Origin of the sequence: Candidatus Nitrospira allomarina (genome assembly GCF_032050975.1) — a bacterium.
In the GTDB taxonomy this organism is placed as follows: Bacteria; Nitrospirota; Nitrospiria; order Nitrospirales; family UBA8639; genus Nitrospira_E; species Nitrospira_E allomarina.
Window position 1 is genome coordinate 3,490,938 of the sequence record NZ_CP116967.1, and the last position, 18,882, is coordinate 3,509,819.

Below are 18,882 nucleotides of genomic sequence, written 5' to 3' on the forward strand. Positions count from 1 at the left end.
ATGGCTCTGAGGATTTGAATAGGCAGGAAAAAGAAAAAACTGGTGGAGGGCACGGGAGTTGAACCCGCGACCCCTACGTTGCGAACGTAGTGCTCTCCCAACTGAGCTAGCCCCCCACACTTGAGATTCGTGCGATGTAATGCGTTGGAAAAAAGAAGACCTTATGAATTGAAAAATCTCACAGGATTATAACTGACTGTTAGTCGAGTTGCCATCGCTGAAACATTTTTTTGCCTGCCCGCAGTCCCCTCCCGCGCCCAGCAATCGTTCAAGTCTGATAATTCGTTCTATGAAAGAATGTGAACCTTGCGCCCTTCCAGATGTACCCGTTTTTGTGCCATTAATTGAAGAGCCTGCGGATAGCATTCGTGCTCTTTTTCCAAAATGCGAGCGGACAGGGATTCAACCGTATCCCCCTCAAGGATGGGCACAGCCGCCTGCACAATTATCGGTCCTTCATCGACCCCTTCCGTCACCAGATGCACCGTGCAACCGCTGACTTTTGCGCCCCACTCCAAAGCTTGACGTTGGGCATCGAGTCCTGGAAACGCCGGTAGAAGCGAGGGATGGATATTAAAGATCTTTGATGGGTACATTTGAATTAAGGCGGGGGTCACAATCCGCATATATCCCGCCAAGGCCACATATTACCACTCCATGTTGCTGAAGAAGGGCACCCATTGCCAGATCATAGGCTTCACGTGGTTTGGCGTCCTGGGCAAAAGGCTTTGGATCCAGATAGATCGTGGGAAGCCCTCGTTCCTTTGCACGCTCTAAGCCCGCGGCATTGGGCTTGTTACTGGCTACGACCTTAAGAGTCGCATCCAACAAGCCACAATCAATGGCATCCAGAATGGCCACCAGATTTGATCCGCGGCCTGAAATTAAGACCCCAAGGGCAAGCGACACAGTTTGAACCTTCTAATGGGAATAACAAAGCTTTGGTTCGGAAGACGGACGATTTCGAACTTCTCCAATGACACAGCCCGTCATCCCTTGTTCCTGAATAATGTCCAATATCCGGCTGGTTTCTTCAGAGGGGGCCACCACGACCAGACCAATTCCCATATTAAACACGCGAAACATTTCGTCTTGATCAATGCCACCTGCTTCTTGAAGAACGGTGAACAACAAGAGTGGCGCCCATGACCTTCGATCGATGACCGCTTGGCAGGACTCCGGAATGACTCGCGGCACATTCCCGGTAATTCCACCACCAGTGATATGCGCCAGGCCGTGTACTCGGCTCTTGGACAGCAAAGCTTTGACCAGTTTCACATAAATAAGCGTCGGTTTCAGTAACGCCTCCCCGACTGTGCCCGGCAACCCGGGTACCCGGGTTTCAGGAGACCACTCCTTCAGCTCAAGCGCGACTTTCCGCGCCAGGGAGTAGCCATTACTATGAAGCCCACTCGATCCGACTCCAATCAACACATCCCCGTGTGTAATTTTTTCCGGGCCCAACATCTCGGACCGTTCCACCACCCCTACCGCAAAACCCGCCAGATCGTATTCACCCTGCGGGTAACAGGACGGCATTTCTGCGGTTTCTCCACCGATCAAGGCACACCCGGCTTGCCGGCATCCCTCGGCAATTCCCTGAATAATCGCTTCTCCGACTTCCACTTCCAGATGACCCGTCGCGAGATAATCCAGGAAAAAGAGCGGCTCCGCTCCGCTCACAATGATGTCGTTGACGCACATCGCGACCAAATCAATTCCGATCGAATCATGTCGATTCATCAAGGTGGCCATCTTGACCTTGGTCCCGACGCCATCCGTCCCGGACACCAGAACCGGCTCACGATAGCGGTCGGAAGGAAATCGAAAGAGCCCGCCGAACCCTCCGATGTCTCCCAAGACTTCAGGACGGAAGGTGGACCGAACCATGGGACCGATTCGTTTGACAAACTCATCGCCTCGCTGAATATCAACTCCCGCTTCCCGATAGGTGGCCATGGCGTATCCTTAATCTCCGTCGTTCGGTTCAATTGCTGAAAACGTCAACTCGACTAATGTTTCAAGATGTGCCGTCTGGGGAAACATATCAAATGGTTGCATGCGCTGAACGGTATAGCCCTTTTCACATAACGACTTCATATCCCGGGCCAATGACGGAGCGTCGCAAGAAAGATAGAACAGTTTCGGGACTTGCAAGATTCCCAAGCGGTCTATGATTTTTGGATTGAGCCCCGCACGTGGAGGATCCAGAAGGATAACATCGTAGGCGCCGGATTTGACAGTCATGAGATAGGATTCGACTGAACTGATCCGCACACGGCACCCTGTAATTGCATTCATGCGTAACGACTCGCGGGCATCGTGGATGGCAAACGGATTCCCCTCCACACAGGTTACCTGGGCACCCTGACTCGCGAGACTGAGACCCAGAGGGCCGGTTCCGGCATACAATTCCAAAATCCGTTGCCCTTTCAAATTTCCCAGCCATTCCTCAACCCTCTTTCCCAACAATTGAAAAACGTCCCAGTTGGCCTGCATGAATGATCGAAACCCCATTTTCAAGCGCAACCCTCCAAAGGCTTCCCATACATGATCCGCTCCTCGCACAATCGGCTCATGCCGCACGCGACGTCGCGAATCATGTTCCGGTGCATCCGCGCGCTCATAAATCAACCCTTTGATGTTGGCGATCTTAGAACAGGCATGCATCAGACGTTCGACGTGTTCTTTGGTTACGGCCCGGCCACGGAATACCAACAGGCCGCCTTCCTCCAGTTGGGACCATCGGATTTCCACACTCTCCAGATTCATCCCCTCCATGACCAAGGAGCGAAGGCTGGAACGGACAGCGTCAATCACCGACCGCAATCTGTCGTCCACCAGAAAACACGTGTCAACCGGCAGCAGTTGTTGCGTTCCTGATTCGAAAAAACCCAGAAAGAATCCGTCGGGCCCTTCCCCGATTCCCATTCGAAGGACTTGCCGATAGCCATAGGGCCTTGGAGACGGGATCACCGGAGAAATCAGCACATTGGAAATTTTTCCAATCCGACGGAGGGTATCCTCCAGAATCAATCGTTTTTGAGACAGTTGGGCTTCGTATTGGATATGCTGAAGCTGGCATCCTCCACATCGCCCGACGACCGGGCAGAGAGGAACAACCCGGCTGTCACCCGGATCGTGGACCTGGAGGATTTTCCCTTGGCTCACGCCTTTGCGCCGACTGAGAATCTCCACCTGAAGAGCTTCCCCGGGAATGCCGCCGCCACACAACACCACCTGACCATCCACTCGTCCGAGACTGAATCCGCCGGCCACCAATTTTTCAATGTGGAGGGGATGGGAAGATCCGGGAGATAAGGTTTCAGTAGAAGAGGGAGAAGGAGTCCTGCGAGACTTAATGTTCGGGCCGGAGTTCAACATGAAGTAACTTAATCTTTCTGTGTAAATGACTACGCTCGATTTTCAGTTCATCAGCGGTTTTGGAAACATTCCAATTATTTTCCCGGAGTTTGAGAGATATGACTTCCCGCTCAAATGCATTCCGGGCTTCCCGGAGCGAATCATAGTTGGTGCCCACGGCGAGGGAAGGCACCCCGCTTGGGGCCCGACCCTGAAGAAACATCTCAACATCGGCCGCATCAATGATGGTCTTCGGCACCATGATTAATAAGCGTTCAATCAAATTCCGCAGTTCACGAATATTGCCCGGCCAATCATGCCGCTGCAACGCCTCCATGCCTTGCGGACTAAACTCTTTAGGTTTCATGCCCTGTTCTTCAGAATGCAGTCGCAAAAAATGCTGCGCGAGTTCAGGGATATCGTCTCGACGCTCCTTGAGTGTCGGAACCACAATCGGCAACACATTTAGCCGGTAATACAGATCTTCACGGAACGTCCCTTTCCCAATCTCTTCCGCCAAATCTTTATTGGATGCGGCAATGACCCGGACCTGGACATTGATGAGTTTTGTTCCCCCAACCCGCGTAAATTGTTGCTCTTGCAGGGCACGCAACACTTTGGCTTGCGTGGCCAGACTCATGTCCCCGATTTCATCCAAAAACAGGGTTCCTCCGTCCGCCAGCTCGAACTTGCCACGTTTCATGGAGCTGGCCCCACTGAAGGCCCCTTTTTCATGCCCAAATAACTCACTCTCGATTAATGTTTCCGGAATCGCCGCACAATTAATTTCCACAAAGGAACGATTATGCCGGGGACTCTGCAAATGTATCGCGCGGGCGACCAGTTCTTTCCCTGTCCCATTTGCCCCGGCAATCAGCACACGACTATTGGCTGGAGCCGCCATCGCGATCAGTTCGCGAAGCCGCTCCATAGGAGGAGATGAGCCCACCAGTTCAAATCGTCGTTCCACCTGAATTCGGAGATTCAGGTTTTCCTCTTCCAGCTTGCGTTGGTGCAACGCATTGCGCACTAATATGGTGACTTTTTCCAGGTCTAAGGGCTTTTCCAAATAATCATAGGCGCCCAATTTTGTAGATTTGACGGCGGTTTCAATGGATCCGTGACCCGACATCATCACGACCAGGATATTGGGAAATTGGGTGCGCAATCGTTTCAATGTTTCCAGCCCGTCCATTTCCGGCATCCAGATATCCAAAATGACTAAATCCGGCACCTCACTCCGGACAAGCTTGAGCGCCTCAAGTCCGCTCTTGGCTACCAACACTTGATAGCCTTCATCCTCAAGAATGCTACTTAAGGTATTAAGGATGGCTGGTTCGTCATCAATCAGGCAAATGGTCTCGGCCACAATACTCCCTCCATCAGGTATGGAATGAATGGTCCCTCACGTGTGTCATACGAGACAACTCCTCCGGAGAAAAGAACCGTCCAGCCACTGACGCTCCCCTCCCCTACAACGGCAATTCGAATGTAAATAACGCACCTTTTGGATGATGATTTTCCGCATGAATGGTCCCATTGTGATCGGAGATTATACGATGCACAATGGCTAATCCCAACCCTGTTCCCGTTCGCTTTTTTGAAAAATACGGCACGAACAACATTTTGTGATCATCCGGCTGAATCCCCATCCCTTCATCCGCCACCCTGACCACGGCCCGATGCCGCCGCCAATCGCACTCCGTCGTCACCCAGAGACGCCCGTGATCGTTCATGGCCTGGATCGCGTTATCAAACAAATTGACCAACACCCGGTGCATCTGCTCCGGATCACAATTTAATGAGGGAAGGTCTTCATCAAATTTGACAAGAAATTCAATGTCACGATGAGCCCCTGTATAGAGTGAGATTACTTTCTCGATAATGTCATGCAGGGATGCTTTCCGCATCTGGGGGAGCGGCATTCTGGCATATTTGGAAAACTCATCGACCATCCCTTTTAAGCGGGTGACTTCGCTAATAATGACGCTGGTAGCCTGATCGAATATTTCATCAAATCCTGTAGATTTTTCTGCGAATTTTTTTCGCAACCGTTGGGCCGACAATTGAATCGGGGTTAGGGGATTCTTAATTTCATGAGCAATGCGTTGCGCCACTTCCTGCCAGGCCGCCGTTTTTTGCGCCTTAATGAATTCCGTCCGATCTTCAAACACAAATACAAAACCCAGGTCCAAACCGGCATCGTTCTGCATTCTGGAAATATTCAGGCCTACGGTCAAGAGCCGCCCATTGGGTGTTTCCATCTGGCCATCCATGGACACGCTCTCCGTTTGCTCCTGGAGCATCTGGTCATAGGCTTTCTGAAATAATTGCAGGTTGAAGGACTTGAACGCGTCGTGGACCGGTCGTCCACGCAAGTCGTCACCCTTCACTCCGATAATCCGTTCAGCGGATGGATTGAAGGTGGAAATCAGACCGGCCATATCGATCGATAACACTCCGGCGGCAATGGTTTCCACCACCGCTTCGGTGTAGGCCCGACGTTGATCGATTTCCACATTGGATCGTACGAGCGACATATTCACTTCTTCCAAACTGGATTTACTGGTGCGCAGATCGGCGGTCATGCGATTGAAAGACTGAACCAGGGTTCCGATTTCATCCGTGGCCTTGACGTCGATATTCACATCTAAATTACCTTTGGCTACCGCTTCGGTTCCTTCAGCCAGTCGTTGAATGGGGACCGTAATCCCTCGGGCCACATAAAATCCGAACCAGGTGGCGCCGAATAAAATCAGCACCGTTACCACGGCCACAAACAAATAGGCTCCACCCTTGATCGGGTTTTTCATGGAGATGATCTGCCGGTATTCCTCAAATTGTTTGGCAATCCCATCCATTTTCATGACCAAGACTTCCGGCACGTAGGACGACACCACCACCACGCCAAACACTCGGTCAGTTTGACCATTTCCCCGGATCGGCGCCGCTGCCCGAATAAGTTTCCCCACCGGAGCCTCCTGGGCCGAGGACATGGGCTGACCCGTATCCAAGACATGGAGCACCAATTGACCCACAGGAAGGCTCAATACCGCATCAGACAGCCTGGGATCCATCATGCGGGCCAGGGTTTCCATTTTTGGGGAAAAGACCTCTACGCCCGCTAAATGATATTCCTGTTGCATGCGGGCCATAATGGCTTTCAATAATTCCCGATGCTCCGGCTTTAATATATCTTCTCGAAAAATTTCCTTGCTAATGGCGCGCGCCGTATCCGCTGTTAATGATTCGCGTTCCTCTTGATAGAGATGGGCGACTTCTTCCGAGTCCCGTAAGACTTGCATAATCTGATCATTAAACCACACGTCGATGACTTCACTGATGACCCCGCTGGCCACCAAGGCCAGCAGCACAGTGGGAATCAGGGCAAAGCCGATAAAGGCCGCGACCAACTTTGACCGGAACCCCTTCCCCAACAGCTTATGCCGCTTTTCGAAAAAGGCCCGAATTAAATTTCGAGACAACAGAAGGGTGAGCGCCACCAATCCAACGCTATCCAGGTACACCAGAAAAAGCACCAGGGCATAGCTGGGACTTGGAAGTATCGAATCCGGTTGAAGGGGTCCTGATAAGCCATACCGGGCGTAATAGAGGGTAAGGGCCAGGCAGGGCAACAACAAAACCAATACAATCCAGACGGGCCGATAATGATGCCGTTTCTGCTTCGAGACGGAACTGTGGGAGGGAACACCCGGCTCGCTCGACGTGGACGGCAACCCCGTTCGAGGAAATTTCCGGGATTCAGTGAGCGGTTCTGAGAGAAGGTTCACGGCATGTCAGTGGGAGAAAATCATCCTAAGGGCCAGTCAACTATGATCATTATTGATCAAGAACAGGAACAGCGCAAGGCGCGACCATATCCCCACTATCGATTCGTCTGTCTGCCTAGGGGCGAAATGAGAAGCACTCGCCTGGACGCTTGCGGGAAGGAAGAGGGTTCGCCAGAAATCAGGGAGAAACCGTACTGCCCTTCCCTGACGTGACGCTGACATATTTCATCCGCAGGGTATAGAGCATGTCTCCTAAGACGGACGCTTCTTCAGACGTAAGATTCCCTTTGGTCTTCTCTTCCAGCAAAGATAAGATATCCACAATTTCCTTGGCCTGGGGAAGATTCATGGGCGGTGCGGGCTGTTGAGGATCCAAAGATTCTCCCATCAGCATGAGAGATGAGGTTCCAAGGGAAAAAACAAACGATGAAAATGACAAGGGAGGATGAGGCGCATGAGATGATTCTGCCGATGAATGGGGTTGCGCCATAGAGGACTCTGGCGGTGGTGGAGTAAAGGCTTCTGGCTCCGAACGCCCTCGTTTATCCCGAATCACAAACCCTGGTTCTTCGTCGCTCATCGGACACCTCCTGTAGTGGGAAAACACTAGCACTAACCGATGGTCTCTATCAAGAATCCAGGACTTACACTGAGGGAGAAAACGGGTATAATGCCCTCGCACTTAACTCAAAATTGTTGGCAGATTCATGACACAACCATCTCCGGAAAATTCCTCCTCCGCTTCTCCGACCACATGTTTGTCGGATTTACTGGCGATCATGTCCAGATTGCGTGGACCCGACGGTTGCCCTTGGGATCGTGAACAAACGAGCCAGTCCCTCAAACCCCATCTTCTTGAGGAAACGTATGAGGTGCTGGAAGCCATAGATGCCGGAAAGCCTTCCGCCCTCAAGGAAGAATTGGGGGATCTCCTGCTTCAGATTATGTTTCACACACAAATTGCCTCAGAACACAATCAATTTTCATTCAATGACGTGGCTAGGGGGTTAGCCGAAAAACTGATTCGACGGCACCCCCATGTTTTTCAACAAACCACCGATGCTTCACCTGTCCCAACAGCCCAAGATGTGAGCCGGCAATGGGATCGACTCAAACAACAAGAACAAGCCACTCAACCGGGACCCCAGTCACTTTTACAAGGGATTCCCAAAATTGCTCCAGCTCTTCAGCGTGCCTTTCAAGTCCAAAAACGCGCCTCGCGTGCAGGATTTGATTGGGAGACCATTGAGCCTGCATTGGAAAAATTTAAAGAAGAATTGAATGAATTATATGCTGCCGCTGCGGAAAGTATTCCGTCGTCTTCGGAAGGGACTCTTCGACCGGAAAACCCGACGGTTCAAAACACCATTGAAGAAGAATTGGGGGATGTATTCTTTGCGTTAGTCAATGTCTCCCGGTTCCTTCGAGTCAATCCTGAAGAGGCGTTACGCCGTGCCACCAACAAATTTATCTCCAGGTTTCATTTCGTTGAATCACAAGCTGCGTTGGAAGGGAAGGATCTTCGCGACTATACGCTTCCGCAACTCGACAAATGGTGGGATGCAGCCAAACATCTGGAGCGGCAAGCACCTCAGACTTCCGAAAGCATCAAAGGAGCCACAACGTGAGCCAGGAAGAAGAACCAACAGAGGGTCGACGGGTAGGCATCCACCCACTTATCGTAGTGTTTGGCGTCATTTTTGGATTATGGCTGTTCATCACGCTCATCATTCCTAAATCCAAAAATTTACCTAATCAAGGACCGGGAACCACCCCCAAGACCCCCGTGGGTCTCCACAACATCGTATCGACTGACCTCATTCCGACATATGAGGCGACCGGAACCGTCGCGGATATGAAAGCCATCACTATTCTGGTTCCTCCGGCCACCACAGATAGTCAGGTGGTCGCGCTGTTGCAATATTTCCAAAAAGCCCGTCTGGATAATACGCTGGACACCCTTTTGCCACCCACCACACCGGGAGACAAACTCGGAGAATTCGCCATTGCCGATATCTATATTTTTTCAGAAGCCCAGTACGGCGTGACCGAATCAGCCAAGGCCTTGGGCCGGGGGGCTCATGCCCCTGGGGAATTTTATCCCAGCTCCATTCCATACGAAGTGGCTATGGAAAACGTCCGCGGCCACTATGCTATTGACCTGTATAATAAAAACTCGCCGGAACATGCGTCCCTGGGATTTGGTGAGGATGAGACAGGGGTGTATTCAAAACGTTATCAACGCGTCTTCTAATACATTCGAGATGTGCAAAGCGGAGAAGAGCCTCAGGCCTCCTGCTGAGATTCCCTCCGCAAAGTTTCTGTGGCCCTCAGAGTCCCGTCTGATCGTGGATAGATTTCCGCAGTACAGCCTGTTCAGCCTTCATCCACTGATCCAGTTCAGCAAACAGAGAAATGGAATCGCCTGTGAAAGGTCCGATCATCACATCCAGACGATCAGCCAGCAATCCATCCGCGTCGGCAATCTCAAGTTTTTTATCTGCAATGGCCCGCGAAAGGATTTGATTAATCCGAAGCTGTTGCCCAACTGATCCGCCCACGATTCCCAGAATCGAGTTTTTCAAATAGTCCAGCTCCAGTTCAATCGAGACCTTCACTCTGACTCCCTGTGCGGTTGCCCAATCAGGTCGCTGAACGGAATAATCATAGGAAAAGGCCGGCTCGCGTGGTTCCCGATATGGACCCATCACATTCAAGACAATTAAATCTGACTGCATAATTCCATCCCTTAAACGATGAAAACGTGGATCTATTCTACAGAAGGTGAAGAAACCCGTGACTTTGACGATATTTGAATGAGAGCACCGCTCGAATTCCCTTCGAGGGGGCCCGTCCACCCTTGTAATCCATTTTTCAGAAGATAAATATTGGGATAACTATGTCGACTCAGAAAATCGCAGGCAAGACGACTCCGGTCACCACCCGCGCAATACACCAGGATTTTTTCAGATTCAATCGGAAGTTCCGCCTGGTAGCGTATTTCTAAATCCTCAACAGGAATCAATCTAGCACCAGGAATCCGCTGTTTGGCATATTCGGCTTTGGTGCGGACATCCAACACGAAAACATTCGATGAAGAGGAAGATGGCGCCAGCCATTGGGCTGCATCCACGCCGGAAACCTCATGATACAGCAGGCCATTTCTAATCAACGTATCGGAGACGCGCTGTCCTCGAGCTAAAAGTGCCGTCTGGATGCGTAAAGGCTCTACGGCTGATTCAATTTTTCCAGAAAGTGCGCCCACCTTTTGCTCAAGGTTATATTGCTCACGTTTGAGGCGTATAAGATCCTGATGGAGTCGCCTAACAGACCAGAGCGCCACACTCGCGAGACACAAACCGAGACCGCCGAAAATTATTCCTAGGCTATCCATCTGACCAATTCGTCTCTTTTCCTCAGAGACAGCCCTTCTCCATTCACGATTCACCCATCGGTCATGTTGCGGTTTTACCGCCCTAAAGGAATTTGTGCTTTACAGGACGAATGTCTCCCAAATATGTTTGGCGTGAGACACTCTCGCTGTTGATAGAATATGTAAAAAACAGAAAACCACTGTAGGAGAAAAACATTCAGTGGAATATTGATAACTGGTCGGGGCGAGAGGATTTGAACCTCCGACCCCCGCGTCCCGAACGCGGTGCGCTACCGGTCTGCGCTACGCCCCGATCATTACGAGTCTACCGATCAAGAAGGAAAAGGCTCATACGGAAATCCATGAGCATCGGCAACGGCTTGACATGTTACACGACTACTGAACACGTTCAATCCATTTCGTAAGCCAGGATGGTTGCGCAGGGAACCTTCCAACCCTTCTTCGACCAGCTGGACTATAAAAGGTAAAGTGGCGTTGGTCAAGGCTAAAGTCGATGTATACGGCACAATTCCAGGAATATTTGCGACGGCATAATGCAGGACTCCATCGACAACATAGACCGGATCGCTATGCGTGGTCGGACGGGTCGTCTCCGCACACCCACCCTGATCAACCGAAACATCGACCACCACTGATCCCGGTTTCATGTCAGCAATCATGGGTCTTGTGATCACCCGAGGCGTTCGTGCCGCAGGAAGATACACGGCTCCAATCACAAGATCGGCACGAGAGAGAAAGTGGTGAATCATGGACTGGGTGGAAGCCACTGTGACGAGGCGTCCGGGATAGTGATCCTCCAAAGTGCGTAACTGCCATAGATCCAGACTTAACACCGTAACGTTGGCTCCCATCCCCACCGCAATTTTGACGGCAGAGGTACCCACGACCCCCGAGCCCAATACCACGACCTCCCCTGGCGGAACTCCGGGCACCCCACCTAACAAGACCCCGGAACCTCCACGTTGCTTTTCCAAATAATGTGCCCCAATTTGTACCGACATTCGTCCGGCAATTTCACTCATGGGACGCAAAAGAGGAAATTGTCCCTTTGCATCCTCAGTCGTTTCGTAGGCGATGGCTGCGCACCCGATCCTGAGCAAAGCCTCTGTCAAGGCTTTAGAGGCCGCCAGGTGCAGGTAAGTAAAGACCACATGATCTTTCCTCAGCAACATCCACTCTTCAGATTGCGGCTCCTTGACCTTCACAATGAGTTGAGCCTCTCCATACGTCGCTTTCATGGTTTGGGCCAGAACGGCACCTGCTTGCCGATAGAGGTCATCACTGAACCCACTCCCCTCTCCGGCTCCCTGTTGAATGACGACCCGATGCCCGCGACCACACAATTCCTTCACCCCATGAGGAGTCAGTGCCACACGAAATTCATGATCCTTAATTTCTTTTGGGACCCCAATCACCATATTCTTAACCCCTTTCACCTCTTTGTGGCTCTGATGCCGGCCCACATCCTATTCACCAACCATCTACCATTTATCCAATAAATACGAGGACTTTCCAGCCGACCTGTTCCCGTGACCTGGACAGGTTCCTGAATCCTCAGGTAAGATCGGCTCTTTATTTTCCCTTTGCTTTTTCGGCTATTTTCATGAGACTTTAACAAGTATGAGTAAATTCACCCATCATATTTTTGTGTGCATCAATGAACGGCCCAAGGGAGATCCACGAGGATGTTGCTCAGCCTTAGGATCTGTCGGATTACATGCGTTTTTTAAAAAAGAAGTCGAGCGGTTAGGGTTAAAAGGAATTGTCCGCGCAAACAAAGCCGGATGTCTGGACCAATGTGAGTACGGACCAAGCGTCGTCATTTATCCCGAAGGCGTTTGGTATTGGGTTGGCCAGGAAGCTGATGTCACCGAAATCATGGAGCGACATATCGGTAAAGGGGAAATTGTGGAACGGCTCCTGATGCCAGGGAAAAATGGTTCCTTACCCACAGTCAACTCCTAATGCCTTGTCCCTTCACACACGGACCACTGGTCCCCTAAACCTGTCGCCACAATCTGGCGCATGGCCTTCATCTTATGGGCAATGAAGACAAATGGAAAGCCAACTTACGAAAAGTGGCCTTTTTGAAGTCCTTTCCCGGTTGGCTCTCCTCCTGGGAACAGGGGATAGGAGCCTCCCTTGAACAAGTCCTCCCTATCCCCGGACATGCTCCTCATACCGTCCTGCTTCTATCTGAGGGCCGCTTTGTTGTCACCCCGCCCGTTCATGACGAACCGCAAATGGTGACAGCGGGACTCCTGGCCGCTCGTCCACATCTTGAATCCATTCATGCCGGTGCATTTACGGAATACGATCATCTGACACGCCTGGATCAGGAATTGGGACGCATGGCCAGGTTGGAAAATATTCTGAATGCCATTGATAACAACCTTGATCGTATTCCTGAACTCAAATCGCGCATTCAGGATTTAGTCAAACAATGGGAAAGGGAGAATCATCATTCACAATGAATATGCTTGAAATGTTTTCCGGAGCCCTTTTTGAAGGAGTAAGCCCTATGATGGTGAGAAGAGACCACTTGGTTCGACATCCGGACCGTTGCACCCATAATGCGATCTGCATTCCAGTTTGTCCGACAGGAGCCTGGCTTTCGACTCCTCCCTACAAATTCGATTCGTCACGGTGCATGGAATCGTGCCGTCTCTGTCTGGATGCCTGCCCGTCTCAGGCCATTTACGGAGTCTTCCGCAAAGGCGAAAAACTTCTCGTACCGAAGCAAGAGTAAATTAAATAATCCGCTTCCTCCAATATCCCCAATAGGCCGTGCCCACAGTACCACAGCCACCGGTGAGTCCGGTTGACGCCACGATTTGATAGACATCGCTCCGTGCAATTTTGACGGGTGAATGCGGACTCAGCACAAGCGGTGACACCGACAACTGTTGCAATGTACGAATCCCGATCAAAATCGGCCACATGCAGGCCAGCCGCAGGCGAATCTCCAGGCGGGGTATGGCCATGGTATAGCGCCATCCCTGATCTAAATGATCTCGCGCCTCCTGTATCAATTTTCTGAAGAGCGGGCGAAATGCGGGTGCAGAGGTTTCATCGAGCAGTTGCTGGGGAGTCAGAGATACCTGATCCAGCAACATTGTCGGGATATAACACCGCCCATTCCTCAAATCCAGTGGCAAATCCCGCAGAATATTGACCATTTGCAACCCCTTCCCATAGCGAATGGCAAGAGGAATCATACAGGCCTGATCCCACCCTCGAAATCCCGGAAGGTGGCTGCATACCATCTTCGTCCAAAACTCTCCCACACATCCTGCAACCGCATAGGTGTAATATTCAAAATCATAAATCGCCTGTAAGGCGCGAACCGCCTGCCTTTCCGTTTTTTGGGGAAACTGATGGAGGTCAAATTCCATTCCTCCAATCAGCACCGACAGAACCTGCGCAATCTGAGACCGGTCGGTTGGACTAAATTTTTCGTAAATTCGGAAACACCCCTCTAATTCTTCCAACAAGCGACGCTCATCAGGATTACTTTGTTTCGTGAGAACCTGCGTCTGGATTTTTTTTATTTGTGCCAAATCGGTGGTACTTCCCCATACCTGCCCTTTTAACAAACGTAAACATTCCAGGCGGACCCCATCCTCTATTTCTCCCGTATCGGCGATGGTATCCGCAGCTCTGGCCAACAAATAGGCCAAACCAATTTGCGCACGAACCGCGCGAGGCAGGATAGCCAGAGTTAAATAAAAGGAGCGGGAAACCCGCTTGAGGACCTTACCGAGAAGGTGTTGATCCGGTGGAGAAAGGCGCATAATCTAGTGAACGATGAGACGGCCTTCCATCCCTTGCTCACGATGCGTGGGAAAGAACAGAAGCTGTTTATCGCAATAAAAAGTATAGATGCCGGGCTCGGTCAACGTGAGGGTGACAGCTTTCGTATCGCCGCTGGAAATATCCACATCCACCAGACGAGTGCCGCTGGAGTCATCCAGCAAAAAATTGTGAGGAACCAGAAAAGACTGATTACTCAGAGTCAGGGTCAGCGGTTTACCCGCTTTCACCACCACTTCCGATGGCGTAAAGGCATAACTTTCCATACTGATCATTACCTGTTGTCCGAAAGGTTCCTCTACTATTGGAGGCAAGGAGGACTCCGCCGATTGGGCGTATGGACGGTCGGAAAAACTCCAATAGCCCGTCACCACGACAAGACTCAATATCAATCGTGTATAATGTTTTACAGAAAAAATGTCTAGAATAAATGATTTCCTCATCAGTCACGATATCATAACCGTTTTCCAGACAAGGGTCACGCCTTTCCCTCTCTTGACTCTCAAGAAAAAGGTGTTATCTTCCAACAAGTTGAAACCTTAAGCCGCTTTTTAAGATACTGGTAAAGGGATCATTTATGAAGTCGAACAAATTAGCGTGTTTCCACAAGCAGATGTGGAACAATTAAGGGAGATTGTCTATGAAAAAACTTAAAGGAATTGGTCTATTACTGATTGCCAATATCCTCATCTTTATCACCCTCTCAATCTCGTTCACCGTGTTGTCTGAGATGATTCTCCCGGCCTTCGGAATCGATCTCCGTGGATCAATCGCTCAAATGGATCTGTTATGGGCATTTGTCATTGGGTTTGGTGGCGCATTTATCAGTTTGGCCTTTTCCAAACAAATGGCCAGGGCCTTTATAGACTGCACGCAAATCACAGAACCGCGAAACCAGGCGGAAAGAATCGTATTTGACACCGTCCAAAAAATATCTGAAAAGTTAGGCATTTCCATGCCGGAAGTATGGATATATGAATCCCCGGACCCTAACGCGTTTGCCACCGGGCCCACAAAAAATAACTCGATGGTGGCCGTCTCAACCGGCCTGCTCAACAACCTGAATGAAGGTGAAGTGCGAGCCGTCCTGGCTCATGAAATGGGCCATGTCTACAACGGCGATATGTTTACCACAACCGTGTTGGCAGGGCTGATGAATACATTTGTCTACTTTATTAGCCGGTTTATCTACCGGCAGGTAGCCGAACGCAATGAGGCATTAGGATTCGGAGTATATATCGTTCTGCAAATCGTTCTCTCCGTACTAGCGATGATTCCCATTAGCTGGTGGTCCCGCCGACGGGAATTTGCAGCCGACCGGTTCGCAGCCAACACCGTAGGCAAAGAACACATGATCTCGGCTCTGGAGGGGATTGATCGTTGGGTGCAACGCACCCAATTTGAATATAGCTCCCAAGACGCGCTGGCGACGATGAAAATATCCGGGAAATCGCACAGCTTCATGCAGATATTTGCGACTCACCCGCCGATTGAAGCGAGAGTGAATGCATTACGGCAACTCTAACTCGAAAAATTGGCGTAATTCGAAAAAGGGACTTGGTCATGCCAAGTCCCTTTTTTTATCGTCTTTCTGTCAATCCGGATTGTTTCAGAACTTTTGGGGCTGCAATGAGCGATTGCTTCCCATGGCAGGAGAGAATGCGAATTAATTCAGCGTTCTGACATCATATTCATGGGAAAGGACTGATGGAAACTCTTTTATCCCATGCCGGCAAAGAACAGGAAGGAGCGAGGCCGGAGGTTGAATCAGTGCGACAGGAATATGTAATTGCTGAAGGTGATAGAGTCCATACCCACAAAAAGTCAGGCCCATCGGGCCCATGGATTCCACATCGGAAAAATCAACGAGGACTTTTCGATAGTCCAGACTTATCGCTCGCGCTGCAGCCTTTTCAAACATCTCCCCGAGAGAATGATCCGGCAAACCCAATATGCGAATAACAACGGCATCCGGTAAAATCTGAATTCCACATTGCATAAGGAAATCCTCCCAAGCCTGAATAATCGTTGTTGACGCACCCACGCTCGTTGCGCCACCTATTCATACAGGATTGAGTGAACCCCTTGAGCCATACCCCTACAATTCCCTATTTGAACTAGCATCGCCTTTTTGGACCCTGTCCCTCGCCAAGCCCACCTACGATGACCGCCAGTATTGCCCTGATCAGGAAGTTCAACTGTGAGGGAAAAGAGTGGTTGGGCGTGCAGCAATGGTCGGCGTCATGAATAACAAAACTTTGAGTGACTGACAAAAAGCCGAGACAGATCGCCTTGGAACCATTAGATATCACAATGAGAGGGGAAGGCTGGTTGGGCTATTTCGAGCACAGAGGATTATTTCCCATGACAGCCTGGGTTGATCCTGGACCAAGTCCCCGTCCAAGACTTACCTGAATTTCCTACCGTGACCAAAACCGGAAATGTTCGAACTCTGAGCCCGAAGAAGATGAAAGAAGTGGTGGAATAAATTGGAGCGGGCGAGGGGATTTGAACCCCCGACAACTTGCTTGGGAAGCAAGGACTCTACCACTGAGCTACGCCCGCTCACGAGATCAGGATTCGCATTCTAGGTGTGAGCTGAGTCGTAGTCAAGGTACAAAAAATTTGAGAGTGGCTGATGGGCTCTGCCGTTGAAGTCAGTCACTCCCGAATTTATCTGGATCAATCTATTCCCTGAATTCAATGATCGCAAATTTTCGCTTGCCGATTTTCATCGGATAGGATCGGCCAGGCTCGAAGGTCATCATCCCGTTTGGGTCCGCAAGCTTTTCTCCGTCCACCTGGACCCCACCCTGGGAAACGAGTCGTCTGGCTTCAGATTTACTGGGCACTAAGCCCGTCCGCATCAGGAGGTCAACCACAGGCATGGAATAATCTTGGGGGTTGTTAAAATCCGTGAGAGTCAGTTTCACACGGGCATCCGGCTCATCGGGAAAATCCCGCTTTTGAAAACGCTGCTGAAAATCGGCCTTGGCCTCTTCCACTGCATCGCTTCCATGATATTGACGAACAATCTGTTCGGCCAGGGCCATTTTGGCCTCCATCGGATGTTGATGCTTGACCTCATCTAAATTGCGGACCGTCAACAGTTCGTAATAGCGCAGCATCAGGACATCGCTAATAGACATCAGCTTCCCGAACATGTCTGCCGGACGATCTTCCAAGGCGATATAATTTCCAAAGCTTTTACTCATTTTTCGGACCCCATCCGTGCCTTCTAACAACGGCATGGTGAGCACCACCTGCGGTTTTTGGCCGTAATCCCGCTGCAAGTCACGCCCGACGAGGAGGTTAAATTTTTGATCGGTTCCACCCAACTCCACATCGGCTTCCAACACGACCGAGTCGTACCCCTGCACCAAAGGATAAAGAAATTCATGCACACTAATATGCTTTTGCTCCCGGTATCGTTTTGAGAAATCGTCCCGCTCCAACATGCGTGCCACGCTATAATGTGAACACAACTCCACCATCTTTTCCACCCGCATGCCACTCATCCAATGACTATTGAATTCAATACGGGTTTTCTGTGGGTCCAGAGTTTTGAAAATCTGTTGTTCATAGGTTTTCGCATTGGCCAGCACTTGCTCTTTCGTCAGCGCCACCCGGGTTTCCGACACCCCGGTCGGATCGCCGATCATGCCAGTAAAATCCCCGATAAGAAAAATGACTTGATGGCCCAACTCCTGAAAGTGCTTAAGTTTTTGGATTAACACGGTATGGCCCAGATGCAGGTCCGGCGCCGTAGGATCAAACCCGGCTTTAATTTTGAGAGGACGCTGTTCTTTCAAAGACTCCGCTAATTTGCTTTTTAATTCGTCGAGTTGAATGACTTCCACGGTTCCCCGAAGAATAAGGTCCAGCTGCCGGTTGATTTCTGAAGGTGTCATCTTGTAAGCCACGCTGTGTGAAAGTGAAAAATTAACTCCCGATCCCTATCGCTATGGTTGAGGCGCGAACACCAACAAGGGGGCGCAGTTGCTCCAACCGTTTTTTTCCAATACCCGGCACCAGAGCCAAATCGTCAATGCGTCTAAATGCTCCATGAGACGTTCGATGGGCCACGATTCGTCCTGCCAGGATTGGTCCAATACCAGGAAGATGCTCTAATTCAGCTAATGTGCCGTCATTCAAGTCAACGGGAAACGCCGCGACTTCCCTGGATTGCCCGCCTTCTCCCTCCACCCCATCCTGAAGAGGCTGAACCACATTTCTCCCCGCAAACGGTACCACGCTCACAACCTCGTCAGGATCACCTGCTGAACCGGAAGCAAGGGTGTGTGATGGCTGAACACCTGAATGTTCGATCGAAACAACTGGAGAAAGAGACGGTTGCGGCCAACCGACCCAATAGACAAACAAGACCCCCATTCCCAACAAGACCAATTTCAAGAGGAGCGAACTTGCCCAGGAAATTTGGCCTGCATGCCTATCAGATACTTGCAGCGGGCTGGCAAGCGACCTCTGCGGTTCGATGTCTTTCATGTTGAATCAATGAAT

General features: G+C 50.6%; 20 protein-coding genes and 3 tRNA genes. 5 read left to right on the top strand and 18 right to left on the bottom strand.

Translation table 11 applies throughout. From position 1 onward, the window contains the following. Window positions 1–40: 40 nt before the first annotated feature. From PP769_RS15430 to PP769_RS15465, 8 genes are all read right to left on the bottom strand, one after another. A tRNA-Ala gene (locus tag PP769_RS15430) sits at window positions 41–116 on the bottom strand. A gap of 171 nt (window positions 117–287) precedes the next feature. Further along, window positions 288–626 carry a phosphoribosylglycinamide formyltransferase gene (gene purN, locus PP769_RS15435; RefSeq protein WP_312641730.1) on the bottom strand — a complete coding sequence of 113 codons (339 nt, stop codon included), beginning with the start codon at window positions 624–626 and terminating at the stop codon, window positions 288–290. Continuing rightward, the gene (gene purN / locus PP769_RS15440; RefSeq protein ID WP_312641732.1) at window positions 574–909 is read right to left on the bottom strand and encodes a phosphoribosylglycinamide formyltransferase; all 336 of its coding nucleotides are present in this window, start codon (window positions 907–909) and stop codon (window positions 574–576) included. The genes purN (PP769_RS15435) and purN (PP769_RS15440) overlap by 53 nt, the downstream gene beginning before the upstream one ends. 12 nt (window positions 910–921) lie before the next feature. Further along, window positions 922–1,959 (bottom strand): phosphoribosylformylglycinamidine cyclo-ligase, encoded by a 1,038-nt coding sequence (gene purM / locus PP769_RS15445; RefSeq protein WP_312641733.1) that lies wholly within the window; start codon window positions 1,957–1,959, stop codon window positions 922–924. Between the two features lie 9 nt (window positions 1,960–1,968). Next, complete coding sequence (rlmD, locus tag PP769_RS15450) at window positions 1,969–3,384, bottom strand: 23S rRNA (uracil(1939)-C(5))-methyltransferase RlmD (protein WP_312641735.1); 1,416 nt, start codon at window positions 3,382–3,384, stop codon at window positions 1,969–1,971. Then, entirely contained in the window at window positions 3,359–4,732 is a 1,374-nt protein-coding gene (locus PP769_RS15455; RefSeq protein WP_312641737.1) for a sigma-54-dependent transcriptional regulator, read from the bottom strand. Before PP769_RS15455 ends, rlmD begins: the two co-directional genes overlap by 26 nt. Before the next feature lie 103 nt (window positions 4,733–4,835). Continuing rightward, on the bottom strand, window positions 4,836–7,154 hold the full coding sequence (locus PP769_RS15460; RefSeq protein ID WP_312641739.1) for a sensor histidine kinase: 2,319 nt from the start codon (window positions 7,152–7,154) through the stop codon (window positions 4,836–4,838). A gap of 178 nt (window positions 7,155–7,332) precedes the next feature. Then, window positions 7,333–7,734, bottom strand: coding sequence for a DUF1844 domain-containing protein (locus PP769_RS15465; RefSeq protein ID WP_312641741.1), 402 nt, complete (start codon window positions 7,732–7,734; stop codon window positions 7,333–7,335). Window positions 7,735–7,861: 127 nt separating this feature from the next. Here PP769_RS15465 and mazG point away from each other — a divergent pair, with 127 nt between their 5' ends. Together mazG and PP769_RS15475 are read left to right on the top strand one after the other, a co-directional pair. Further along, window positions 7,862–8,782: a nucleoside triphosphate pyrophosphohydrolase gene (mazG, locus tag PP769_RS15470; protein WP_312641743.1), complete on the top strand. Its 921-nt coding sequence runs from the start codon at window positions 7,862–7,864 to the stop codon at window positions 8,780–8,782. Beyond that, window positions 8,779–9,408 (top strand): hypothetical protein, encoded by a 630-nt coding sequence (locus PP769_RS15475; protein ID WP_312641744.1) that lies wholly within the window; start codon window positions 8,779–8,781, stop codon window positions 9,406–9,408. The genes mazG and PP769_RS15475 overlap by 4 nt, the downstream gene beginning before the upstream one ends. Before the next feature lie 76 nt (window positions 9,409–9,484). On the opposite strand, the gene PP769_RS15480 is transcribed toward PP769_RS15475, so the two are convergent. From PP769_RS15480 to ald, 4 genes are all read right to left on the bottom strand, one after another. Next, window positions 9,485–9,892, bottom strand: coding sequence for a hypothetical protein (locus tag PP769_RS15480; RefSeq protein ID WP_312641746.1), 408 nt, complete (start codon window positions 9,890–9,892; stop codon window positions 9,485–9,487). Window positions 9,893–9,924: 32 nt separating this feature from the next. Continuing rightward, a complete protein-coding gene (locus tag PP769_RS15485) occupies window positions 9,925–10,548 on the bottom strand; it encodes a rhodanese-like domain-containing protein (RefSeq protein WP_312641748.1) in 624 nt (207 codons plus the stop codon). A 215-nt stretch (window positions 10,549–10,763) separates the two neighbouring features. Beyond that, a tRNA-Pro gene (locus tag PP769_RS15490) sits at window positions 10,764–10,840 on the bottom strand. Between the two features lie 19 nt (window positions 10,841–10,859). After that, window positions 10,860–11,966: an alanine dehydrogenase gene (gene ald / locus PP769_RS15495; protein WP_312641750.1), complete on the bottom strand. Its 1,107-nt coding sequence runs from the start codon at window positions 11,964–11,966 to the stop codon at window positions 10,860–10,862. Between the two features lie 202 nt (window positions 11,967–12,168). Here ald and PP769_RS15500 point away from each other — a divergent pair, with 202 nt between their 5' ends. Continuing rightward, window positions 12,169–12,513: a (2Fe-2S) ferredoxin domain-containing protein gene (locus PP769_RS15500; RefSeq protein WP_312641752.1), complete on the top strand. Its 345-nt coding sequence runs from the start codon at window positions 12,169–12,171 to the stop codon at window positions 12,511–12,513. A 74-nt stretch (window positions 12,514–12,587) separates the two neighbouring features. Beyond that, window positions 12,588–13,022, top strand: coding sequence for a hypothetical protein (locus PP769_RS15505; protein WP_312641754.1), 435 nt, complete (start codon window positions 12,588–12,590; stop codon window positions 13,020–13,022). Between the two features lie 276 nt (window positions 13,023–13,298). Here PP769_RS15505 and PP769_RS15510 read toward each other — a convergent pair whose 3' ends face one another. Then, on the bottom strand, window positions 13,299–14,342 hold the full coding sequence (locus PP769_RS15510; protein ID WP_312641756.1) for a phytoene/squalene synthase family protein: 1,044 nt from the start codon (window positions 14,340–14,342) through the stop codon (window positions 13,299–13,301). A 3-nt stretch (window positions 14,343–14,345) separates the two neighbouring features. Further along, window positions 14,346–14,804, bottom strand: coding sequence for a cupredoxin domain-containing protein (locus PP769_RS15515; RefSeq protein ID WP_312641758.1), 459 nt, complete (start codon window positions 14,802–14,804; stop codon window positions 14,346–14,348). Between the two features lie 197 nt (window positions 14,805–15,001). Between PP769_RS15515 and htpX the strand changes: the two genes are divergently transcribed. Further along, window positions 15,002–15,886: a protease HtpX gene (gene htpX / locus PP769_RS15520; protein ID WP_312641760.1), complete on the top strand. Its 885-nt coding sequence runs from the start codon at window positions 15,002–15,004 to the stop codon at window positions 15,884–15,886. A gap of 141 nt (window positions 15,887–16,027) precedes the next feature. On the opposite strand, the gene PP769_RS15525 is transcribed toward htpX, so the two are convergent. The 4 genes from PP769_RS15525 to PP769_RS15540 form a co-directional block, all read right to left on the bottom strand. Then, window positions 16,028–16,360: an STAS domain-containing protein gene (locus PP769_RS15525; protein ID WP_312641762.1), complete on the bottom strand. Its 333-nt coding sequence runs from the start codon at window positions 16,358–16,360 to the stop codon at window positions 16,028–16,030. A 491-nt stretch (window positions 16,361–16,851) separates the two neighbouring features. Then, window positions 16,852–16,926 (bottom strand) — tRNA-Gly (locus tag PP769_RS15530). Between the two features lie 122 nt (window positions 16,927–17,048). Next, window positions 17,049–18,272: a tyrosine--tRNA ligase gene (gene tyrS / locus PP769_RS15535; protein ID WP_312641764.1), complete on the bottom strand. Its 1,224-nt coding sequence runs from the start codon at window positions 18,270–18,272 to the stop codon at window positions 17,049–17,051. A 31-nt stretch (window positions 18,273–18,303) separates the two neighbouring features. After that, window positions 18,304–18,867 (bottom strand): ComEA family DNA-binding protein, encoded by a 564-nt coding sequence (locus PP769_RS15540; protein ID WP_312641766.1) that lies wholly within the window; start codon window positions 18,865–18,867, stop codon window positions 18,304–18,306. Window positions 18,868–18,882 lie beyond the last annotated feature (15 nt).

What these genes read in the sequence shown, in the direction of transcription:
- purN (WP_312641730.1), bottom strand. Translation starts at nt 626, where the DNA reads ATGCGGATTGTGACCCCCGCCTTAATTCAAATGTACCCATCAAAGATC.
- purM (WP_312641733.1), bottom strand. Translation starts at nt 1,959, where the DNA reads ATGGCCACCTATCGGGAAGCGGGAGTTGATATTCAGCGAGGCGATGAG.
- rlmD (WP_312641735.1), bottom strand. Translation starts at nt 3,384, where the DNA reads ATGTTGAACTCCGGCCCGAACATTAAGTCTCGCAGGACTCCTTCTCCC.
- PP769_RS15465 (WP_312641741.1), bottom strand. Translation starts at nt 7,734, where the DNA reads ATGAGCGACGAAGAACCAGGGTTTGTGATTCGGGATAAACGAGGGCGT.
- mazG (WP_312641743.1), top strand. Translation starts at nt 7,862, where the DNA reads ATGACACAACCATCTCCGGAAAATTCCTCCTCCGCTTCTCCGACCACA.
- PP769_RS15480 (WP_312641746.1), bottom strand. Translation starts at nt 9,892, where the DNA reads ATGCAGTCAGATTTAATTGTCTTGAATGTGATGGGTCCATATCGGGAA.
- PP769_RS15485 (WP_312641748.1), bottom strand. Translation starts at nt 10,548, where the DNA reads ATGGATAGCCTAGGAATAATTTTCGGCGGTCTCGGTTTGTGTCTCGCG.
- ald (WP_312641750.1), bottom strand. Translation starts at nt 11,966, where the DNA reads ATGGTGATTGGGGTCCCAAAAGAAATTAAGGATCATGAATTTCGTGTG.
- PP769_RS15500 (WP_312641752.1), top strand. Translation starts at nt 12,169, where the DNA reads ATGAGTAAATTCACCCATCATATTTTTGTGTGCATCAATGAACGGCCC.
- PP769_RS15505 (WP_312641754.1), top strand. Translation starts at nt 12,588, where the DNA reads ATGGGCAATGAAGACAAATGGAAAGCCAACTTACGAAAAGTGGCCTTT.
- PP769_RS15510 (WP_312641756.1), bottom strand. Translation starts at nt 14,342, where the DNA reads ATGCGCCTTTCTCCACCGGATCAACACCTTCTCGGTAAGGTCCTCAAG.
- PP769_RS15515 (WP_312641758.1), bottom strand. Translation starts at nt 14,804, where the DNA reads ATGAGGAAATCATTTATTCTAGACATTTTTTCTGTAAAACATTATACA.
- htpX (WP_312641760.1), top strand. Translation starts at nt 15,002, where the DNA reads ATGAAAAAACTTAAAGGAATTGGTCTATTACTGATTGCCAATATCCTC.
- PP769_RS15525 (WP_312641762.1), bottom strand. Translation starts at nt 16,360, where the DNA reads ATGCAATGTGGAATTCAGATTTTACCGGATGCCGTTGTTATTCGCATA.
- tyrS (WP_312641764.1), bottom strand. Translation starts at nt 18,272, where the DNA reads ATGACACCTTCAGAAATCAACCGGCAGCTGGACCTTATTCTTCGGGGA.
- PP769_RS15540 (WP_312641766.1), bottom strand. Translation starts at nt 18,867, where the DNA reads ATGAAAGACATCGAACCGCAGAGGTCGCTTGCCAGCCCGCTGCAAGTA.